This window comes from Magnetospirillum fulvum (assembly GCF_900108475.1).
Lineage (GTDB): Bacteria > Pseudomonadota > Alphaproteobacteria > Rhodospirillales > Magnetospirillaceae > Phaeospirillum > Phaeospirillum fulvum_A.
On sequence record NZ_FNWO01000014.1, the window covers coordinates 100,533 to 108,899 of the forward strand.

8 protein-coding genes are annotated in these 8,367 nt (G+C 64.1%); 7 read left to right on the forward strand and 1 reads right to left on the reverse strand.

Annotated features, from left to right (window positions below):
* Window positions 1-61: 61 nt before the first annotated feature.
* Window positions 62-1,180 carry an adenosyl-hopene transferase HpnH gene (gene hpnH / locus BLW40_RS15090; protein WP_074770050.1) on the reverse strand — a complete coding sequence of 373 codons (1,119 nt, stop codon included), beginning with the start codon at window positions 1,178-1,180 and terminating at the stop codon, window positions 62-64.
* 188 nt (window positions 1,181-1,368) lie between these two features.
* On the opposite strand from hpnH, the gene BLW40_RS15095 reads away from it, so the two are divergent.
* From BLW40_RS15095 to BLW40_RS15125, 7 genes are all read left to right on the forward strand, one after another.
* Window positions 1,369-1,977, forward strand: coding sequence for an ABC transporter substrate-binding protein (locus tag BLW40_RS15095; RefSeq protein ID WP_074770028.1), 609 nt, complete (start codon window positions 1,369-1,371; stop codon window positions 1,975-1,977).
* A 3-nt stretch (window positions 1,978-1,980) separates the two neighbouring features.
* Window positions 1,981-3,135, forward strand: a complete 1,155-nt coding sequence (gene hpnI, locus BLW40_RS15100) for a bacteriohopanetetrol glucosamine biosynthesis glycosyltransferase HpnI (protein ID WP_074770030.1) — start codon at window positions 1,981-1,983, stop codon at window positions 3,133-3,135.
* Entirely contained in the window at window positions 3,132-4,562 is a 1,431-nt protein-coding gene (hpnJ, locus tag BLW40_RS15105; RefSeq protein ID WP_074770032.1) for a hopanoid biosynthesis associated radical SAM protein HpnJ, read from the forward strand. Before hpnI ends, hpnJ begins: the two co-directional genes overlap by 4 nt.
* Before the next feature lie 286 nt (window positions 4,563-4,848).
* Complete coding sequence (gene rpsL / locus BLW40_RS15110; RefSeq protein WP_002725631.1) at window positions 4,849-5,220, forward strand: 30S ribosomal protein S12; 372 nt, start codon at window positions 4,849-4,851, stop codon at window positions 5,218-5,220.
* Window positions 5,221-5,234: 14 nt separating this feature from the next.
* The gene (gene rpsG / locus BLW40_RS15115) at window positions 5,235-5,705 is read left to right on the forward strand and encodes a 30S ribosomal protein S7 (protein ID WP_021133654.1); all 471 of its coding nucleotides are present in this window, start codon (window positions 5,235-5,237) and stop codon (window positions 5,703-5,705) included.
* 21 nt (window positions 5,706-5,726) lie between these two features.
* Entirely contained in the window at window positions 5,727-7,811 is a 2,085-nt protein-coding gene (gene fusA / locus BLW40_RS15120) for an elongation factor G (protein WP_074770034.1), read from the forward strand.
* A 32-nt stretch (window positions 7,812-7,843) separates the two neighbouring features.
* The coding region (locus tag BLW40_RS15125) for a GTP-binding protein (RefSeq protein WP_139305622.1) at window positions 7,844-8,367 on the forward strand (524 nt) is incomplete at its 3' end.

Consider the following 8,367-nt stretch of genomic DNA (forward strand, 5'->3'; position numbering starts at 1 on the left):
GAAAGGGTGGGGGAGGCAAGCCTCCCCCACCGGCGTTTGGGGGCACATGGCCCCCAAAGCCTTAGTTCGGATCGGTCTTCAGCAACGCCCGACCTTCTTCCAACACCTCGGCATAGCGGTCGATGGCCGGACGCTGGCCGTCGAGCGACAGGTCGGGAGCCATCGGTCCCTCGGTGCGGGGGCCGAACAAAGCGACCCGCGCCGCCTTCAGCGGATGGTTCAAGGTGTCGGTGACGGCGGTCGGTTCATAGCCGCTGTGGACCATGCAATCGGCGCACTTCTCGTATTTGCCGGTGCCGTAGGAGTCCCAATCGGTCTCGTCCATCAGTTCCTGATAGGTGCGGGCATAGCCCTCGCCCAGCAGGTAGCACGGGCGCTGCCAGCCGAAGACGTTGCGGGTCGGGTTGCCCCACGGCGTACAGGCATAGGTCTCGTTGCCGGCCAGGAAGCTCAGGAACAGCGAGGATTGGGTGAACTTCCAGCCGCGTCCCTTGCCCAGCCGGAACAGGGTGCGGAACAGATCCTTGGTGGTGCGCCGGGTCAGGAAGTGCTGGCCGTCGGGGGCGCGTTCATAGGCATAGCCGGGCGACAGGGTGATGCCCTCGACCCCGATCGAATGGGCGAAGTCGAAGAACTCGGCCATCCGCGCCGGATCGGCGTTGTTGAACAAGGTGCAGTTGATGTTGACGCGGAAGCCCTTGGCCCGCGCCGCCTTGATCGCCGACACCGCCTGATCGAAGGTGCCGTCGCGCGACACCGCGCGGTCGTGATCCTCGCGGTTGCCGTCGAGATGGACCGTCCAGGTGAACGCCGGGTTCGGCTCGAACTGATCGAGCTTTTTTTCGAGCAGCAGGGCGTTGGTGCAGAGATAGACGAACTTGCCCCGCGCCAGGGCACCCCGGACGATCCGGTCGATCTCGCGGTGGAGCAGCGGCTCGCCGCCCGCCATCACCACCACCGGGGCCGGACATTCGTCGATCGAGGCCAGGGCGTCGGCCACCGACAGCCGCGCATTGAGCACGTCGTCGGGATAATCAATCTTTCCGCAGCCAGCGCAGGTGAGATTGCAACGGAACAGAGGCTCCATCATCAGCACCAGGGGATAGCGCTTGGCGCCGGAAAGGTGCTGGCGCAGGACATAGGCGCCGATACGAACGGTCTGTTTGAGGGGGACTGCCACGGATTTCGACTCGGGTTGTTGGCGGGGCCGCCGGTCTTTTCGGGCGGGTGGCGGATCATACAGGCCGGTCGCCGTCAAGTTCAACGACGGAACGTCCGCCCGCCAGGGCAATCCGCAACGCGCCGATGGCGCTGCGAGGTCCGGATGTGCTATGGCCTGCGGGCATGAGAATGAAAATGAGGTTCCCCATGAAGCCGGGTTTTGTCGCCGCGCTGCTGGTGCTCTTTGTCCTGGTCGCGGGCGTGGCCGCTCCGGCACGGGCGGGAGAGGCCGAGGCGGTCATCCACGCCTTCAACGATCGCCTGCTTGAGGTGATGAAGACGGGGCCGAAACTGGGCTTTAAGGGCCGGGTCGAAAAGCTGCGTCCGGCAGTGACGGCGGCCTATGACATGGCGGCGATGACGCGGGCGACATTGGGCACCGCCGCCGCCAAGCTGAGCCCTGACGAGGCGGCGCGGCTGGCCGAAGCCTATACCCGCTTCTCCGTCGCGACCTATGCCGCTCAGTTCGAGGAATGGAACGGCGAACAGTTCGAGGTCGGCACGGCGCGGGATTCGACCCAGGGCGCGGTGATCGTGCCGTCCAAGATCGTTCCGAAGACCGGCGAGCCGGTCGCGATCGATTACCTGCTGCGCGAGGAGCAGGGGCGTTGGCAGGTGGTCGATGTCTATTATCAGGGCACCGTCAGCCAGGTCGCGGTGCGCCGCTCCGAGTTTCTGTCGATCTATCGCGCCAAGGGGCTGGAGGGGCTGATCGAGACGCTCGACGCCCAGACCCGCGCTCAGGGCGGGAACTGACGGATGGGGGCTTTGGTGTTCTGGCTGCTGACCGCCCTGGTCGGCGCTGGGTGTATATATCAGATCGCCGCGGCCGTGCTGGTGCGGAGGTTCGTCTCGGCGCCGCGTTTGGTTCCGGCCGAGCGCCCGCCGGTCAGCGTGCTGAAGCCCCTCCACGGGGCCGAGCCGGGGTTGGCGGCGGCGCTAGAATCGTGCCTGCGCCAGGATTACCCGGCGTTTCAGGTGCTGTTCGGGGCGGGCGATCCCGCCGACACGGCGCTTGAGGTGGTGCGGGCGCTGCCCGAGCCGCCGCCCGGTGCCGAAATCGCGACGGTGGTTCGTCCCGGCGGTCCGGCGCGCAATCGCAAGGTTGGCAACCTGCTGTCGATCTATCCCGAGGCCCGCCACGACCTGATCGTGATCGCCGACAGCGACGTTCGGGTCGAGTCCGGCTATCTCGACGATCTGGTCGCGCCGTTCGCCGATCCTTCGGTGGGGGTGGTGACCTGCTTGTATGTCGGTCATGCCGACGAGGGGCGGTGGAGCCGCCTCGGCGCGCTGGGGATCAATCACGGCTTCCTGCCCTCGGCTCTGGTCGCCCGCGCCCTTGGCCGTCACGACGGCTGTTTCGGGGCGACGGTCGCGATTCGGCGTTCGGTGCTGGAGCGGGGCGGCGGATTGCACGCCATCGCCGATCTGCTCGCCGACGATTGGGCGCTGGGGGCGATGGCGCGGGCGCAAGGGCTGCGGATCGCCCTGGCCGCTCGTCCGGTCGAGATCGTTGTGACCGAACCCAGTCTGCGCGCCCTGTTCGATCACGAAATCCGTTGGGGCCGCACCGTCGCCTCGATCGACCGCGCCGGTCACCTCGCCTCGGTCGTCACCCAACCGGTCGGGCTGGCTCTGCTGGCCGCCGGGGTCGGGGCCGCGACCGGCAGCGGCGGTGCCGGATTGCTGGTGCTGGCCGCAGCGGTGGCTTGTCGCCTGTGGGCCGTTCGGGTCGAGGAATTCTCCTTTAAGTTGCCGCGCGCCGGTCTGATCGACCTGGCCCTGCGCGAAATTCTCTCCATTGTCGTCTATGCTGTCGCATCGTCGGGGCGGACTGTGCTATGGCGTGGCCGCCGTTTTGTCGTCCGCCGTGACGGTACTCTAGAGCCTGTCGAGGGGTTTGCCTCATGAAGAAGTCGTTGTTTCTCAATCCGCCCTCGCTCGAAGGGTTCGACGGCGGTGCCGGCGCCCGCTATCAGGCCAAGCGCGAAGTCCGTTCGTTTTGGTATCCGACCTGGCTGGGGCAGCTTGCCGCGCTGGTGCCGGACTCCAAGCTGGTCGATGCCCCTGCCCATGGTCAGACCCTGGCCGATATCCTGCCGCTGGCGAAGGATTTCGAGCTGCTGGTGATCTATGCCAGCGCCGCCACCTTCGCCTCTGAGGTCAAGGTCGCCGAGGCGTTCAAGGCCGCCAACCCCAATCTGATGATCGGCATGGTCGGCGCGCATGTCGCCACCGTGCCCGAGCCGTCGTTGCAGGCGTCGCCCGCGATCGACTTCATTGCCCGCAACGAATTCGACTACACCATCGTCGATATCGCCGAGGGCAAGCCGTTTGCCGAGATCGACGGGCTGACCTTCCGCGGCCCCGACGGGGCGGTGGTTGCGACCCCGGACCGCGCCCTGATCACCGACATGGACGCGCTGCCGTTCGTGTCGCCGATCTATCGCCGCGATCTCAACATCGACGATTATTTCATCGGCTATCTGAAGCATCCCTACATGTCGTTTTACACCGGGCGGGGATGCCGGTCGAAATGCACCTTCTGTCTGTGGCCGCAGACGATCGGCGGACGCACCTACCGCGCCCGCTCGCCGGCCAGCGTGATCGCGGAATTGACCCAGGCGCGGGAGATGTTCCCCGAGGTCAAGGAATTCTTCTTCGACGACGACACCTTCACCGACGATCTGGAGCGGGTCGAGGAAATCGCCCGCGGCATCGGCAAGCTGGGGATTGCCTGGTCGTGCAACGCCAAGGCCAACATTCCGCGCAAGACGCTGGAAGTGCTGAAGGCCAACGGCCTGCGGGTGCTGCTGGTCGGCTATGAATCCGGCGTTCAGGAGATCCTGAACAACGTCCGCAAGGGCCTGCGCCTCGACATCATGCGGCAGTTCTCCAAGGATTGCCATGAATTGGGGATCATCGTTCACGGTACTTTCATCATCGGCCTGCCCGGCGAGACCCGCGAGACGATCCAGCAGACCCTGGCCTTCGCCAAGGAGGTCAATCCGCGCACCCTTCAGGTGTCGATGGCCGCGCCTTATCCGGGGACCGAACTGTTCCGTCAGGCGATCGAGAACGGCTGGTTCCAGAAAGACGAAGGTCTGTTGCGCCAGGATGGCTGGCAGATGGCCGCACTGCATTACCCGCATTTGTCGTCGGCCGAGATCTTTGCCGCCGTCGCCGAATTCTACAAGGCGTTCTACTTCCGTCCGTCGAAGATCGGCGAGATCCTCCTCGAGATGGTTCAGGACTGGGACATGATGAAGCGCCGCCTGCGCGAAGGCGTCGAGTTCTTCCAGTTCCTGCGGACGCGCAAGCCCGGAGCCGATTGCTGATCTCTATGGATTCGCACCACGCCGTCAGGAGAGTTCGGGGCCGAAGCCGCGTGTGCCGGTTCCGGACTCAGTTTCTCTTGACGGGGGGTGGACGGATAAATAGGATGCGGGCCTCCCGGGGGACCGGTGGCTGGCGACGGGCCATGACACCGTCGTCCGCCGATTAGCGAAACAACGATGTCAACGCCGGACGGGTCGGCGACCGATACCCGAAGAGGCCCGGTAGTCAGGCTGCCGGTGACCTTTCATCTTGGTTGCGCCATTCCTGCGAGGGGAAAGAGACCGTATGCCTACGATTAACCAGCTGATCCGCCAGCCGCGTACCCCGGAGAAGGATCGTAACAAGGTGCCGGCGCTTGAAGCCTGCCCGCAGAAGCGCGGCGTTTGCACCCGCGTCTACACCACGACCCCGAAGAAGCCGAACTCGGCGCTTCGTAAGGTCGCCCGTGTGCGCCTGACCAACGGCTTCGAAGTCACCAGCTACATCCCCGGCGAGGGCCATAACCTCCAGGAACACTCGGTGGTGATGATCCGCGGCGGCCGTGTGAAGGATTTGCCGGGCGTTCGCTACCACATCATCCGTGGTACCCTCGATACGCAGGGTGTTAAGGACCGCCGTCAGCGCCGGTCGAAGTATGGCGCGAAGCGTCCGAAGTAAGGAGTTCGTCACAGATGTCCCGTCGTCACGCCGCCGAAAAGCGCGAGATCACTCCCGACGCCAAGTTCGGCGATTTCGTCGTTGCCAAGTTCATGAATTGCCTCATGTTCGATGGCAAGAAGTCCGCCGCCGAAGCGATTGTTTATGGCGCTCTCGACAAGATCCAGGCCCGCAGCGGCCAGGACCCGTTGAAGGTGTTCCACGAGGCCCTGACCAACGTGAAGCCGGCTCTTGAAGTCCGCTCGCGTCGCGTTGGCGGTGCCACCTATCAGGTTCCGGTCGAAGTCCGCGCCGATCGCCGTCAGGCGCTCGCCATCCGCTGGCTGATCGAGTATTCGCGCAAGCGTTCCGAAACCACGATGATCGACCGCCTGTCCGCCGAGCTGCTTGATGCCGCCAACAACCGTGGCGCCGCCGTCAAGAAGCGTGAGGACACCCATCGTATGGCAGAGGCCAACAAGGCCTTCTCGCATTATCGTTGGTAAACCGGAAACGCGAGAAGAAAAATGGCCCGCACGACGCCCCTCGATCGGTACCGCAATATCGGCATCATGGCTCACATCGATGCCGGCAAGACCACCACGACCGAGCGTATCCTTTACTACACCGGAAAGTCCTACAAGATCGGTGAGGTGCACGAAGGCACCGCCACCATGGACTGGATGGAGCAGGAACAGGAACGCGGTATCACCATCACCTCTGCCGCGACGACCGCGTTTTGGCGCGATCACCGCGTCAACATCATCGACACCCCTGGCCACGTCGACTTCACCATCGAGGTCGAGCGTTCCCTGCGCGTGCTCGACGGTGCGGTGACGGTGTTCGACTCGGTCGCCGGCGTCGAGCCGCAGTCCGAGACGGTGTGGCGTCAGGCGGACAAGTACGAAGTTCCGCGGATCTGTTTCGTCAACAAGATGGATCGCATCGGCGCCAACTTCTACCGTTGCGTCGATATGATCGTCGATCGCCTCGGTGCCCGTCCGCTGGTGCTCCACCTGCCGATCGGCGAGGAGAGCAACTATCTCGGCATCGTCGATCTGCTGCGCAATTGCGCGGTGATCTGGAAGGACGAGAGCCTGGGCGCCGAGTTCGAAGACGCCCCGATTCCCGCCGACCTCGCCGACAAGGCCGCCGAGTACCGCGCCCAGCTCATCGAGACCGCGGTCGAGATGGACGACGAGGCGATGGAGATGTATCTCGGCGGCGAAGAGCCCTCGGTCGAGACTCTGCGCGCCTGCATCCGCAAGGGCACCATCTCCCGGACCTTCGTGCCGGTGCTGTGCGGATCGGCCTTCAAGAACAAGGGCGTTCAGCCCCTGCTTGACGCCGTGGTCGATTACCTCCCGTCGCCGCTCGACATTCCCGCCATCAATGGCGTCAAGGTCGGCACCGAAGAGGAAGTCTTCCGTCACGCCACCGATGACGAGCCGTTCTCCGGTCTTGCCTTCAAGATCATGAACGACCCCTTCGTCGGTTCGCTGACCTTCGTCCGCGTCTATTCGGGCGTCGTCGAGTCGGGTTCGTACATCCAGAACACCGTCAAGGAAAAGCGCGAGCGTGTCGGCCGTATGCTGCTGATGCACGCCAACTCGCGTGAAGAAATCAAGGAAGCCCGCGCTGGCGACATCGTCGCGTTCGCCGGTCTCAAGGACACCACCACGGGCGATACCCTGTGCGATCCGACCCCCAGCTCGCTGGTGATTCTGGAACGCATGGACTTCCCCGAGCCGGTGATCGAGGTCGCGGTCGAGCCGAAGTCGAAGGCCGACCAGGAAAAGATGGGCGTTGCCCTGGCGCGTCTCGCCGCCGAGGATCCGTCCTTCCGCGTTGCCTCGGACCCCGAAAGCGGTCAGACGGTGATTAAGGGGATGGGCGAACTCCATCTCGAAATCCTCGTCGATCGCATGAAGCGCGAGTTCAAGGTCGAAGCGAACGTCGGTGCGCCGCAGGTGGCGTATCGTGAGACGATCTCGAAGTCCTACGAGTGCGACTACACCCACAAGAAGCAGACCGGCGGTTCGGGCCAGTTCGCCCGCGTCAAGATCCGCTTCGAGCCGGCCGAGAAGGGCGAAGGCTTTGTCTTCACCAACAAGGTCGTCGGTGGTTCGGTGCCGAAGGAATACGTCCCCGGCGTTGAAAAGGGTATCCGCTCGGCGATGGATAACGGCGTGATCGCTGGCTTCCCGCTGATCGACTTCAAGGCGACCCTGATCGACGGTGCCTATCACGACGTTGACTCGTCGGTGCTGGCCTTCGAAATCGCGTCTCGCGCCGCCTTCCGTGAAGGTATCGCCAAGGCGGGTCCGAAGCTGCTCGAGCCGATGATGCGCGTCGAGGTCGTCACTCCCGAAGATTACATGGGCGACGTCATCGGCGATCTGAACAGCCGCCGCGGTCAGGTCAACGGCATGGATCAGCGCGGCAACGCCCGCGTCATCACCGCCATGGTGCCTCTCGCCAACATGTTCGGCTACGTCAACACTCTGCGGTCGATGTCGCAGGGTCGGGCGCAGTACTCGATGCACTTCGATCACTATTCCGAAGTGCCGCAGAATGTGTCGGACGAGATTCGCGCCAAGCTGGCTGGCTAAAAACACGGTATTCGAGGACGGAGTAAGAGACGATGGCTAAGGCGAAATTCGAGCGCAACAAGCCGCACTGCAACATCGGCACCATCGGTCACGTTGACCATGGCAAGACCTCGTTGACTGCGGCGATCACCAAGGTTCTGGCCGAGACCGGCGGAGCCACCTTCACGGCCTACGACCAGATCGACAAGGCCCCGGAAGAGAAGGCCCGTGGTATCACCATTTCGACGGCTCACGTGGAATACGAGACGGCCAACCGTCACTATGCCCACGTCGATTGCCCCGGCCACGCCGACTATGTGAAGAACATGATCACCGGCGCGGCGCAGATGGACGGCGCGATTCTGGTGGTGTCGGCCGCTGACGGCCCGATGCCGCAGACCCGCGAGCACATCCTGCTGGCGCGTCAGGTCGGCGTTCCGGCGCTGGTCGTGTTCATGAACAAGGTCGACATGGTCGATGATCCCGAGCTGCTCGACCTCGTCGAGCTCGAGGTTCGCGAGCTGCTGTCGTCCTACGATTTCCCTGGCGACGATATTCCGATCGTCAAGGGCTCGGC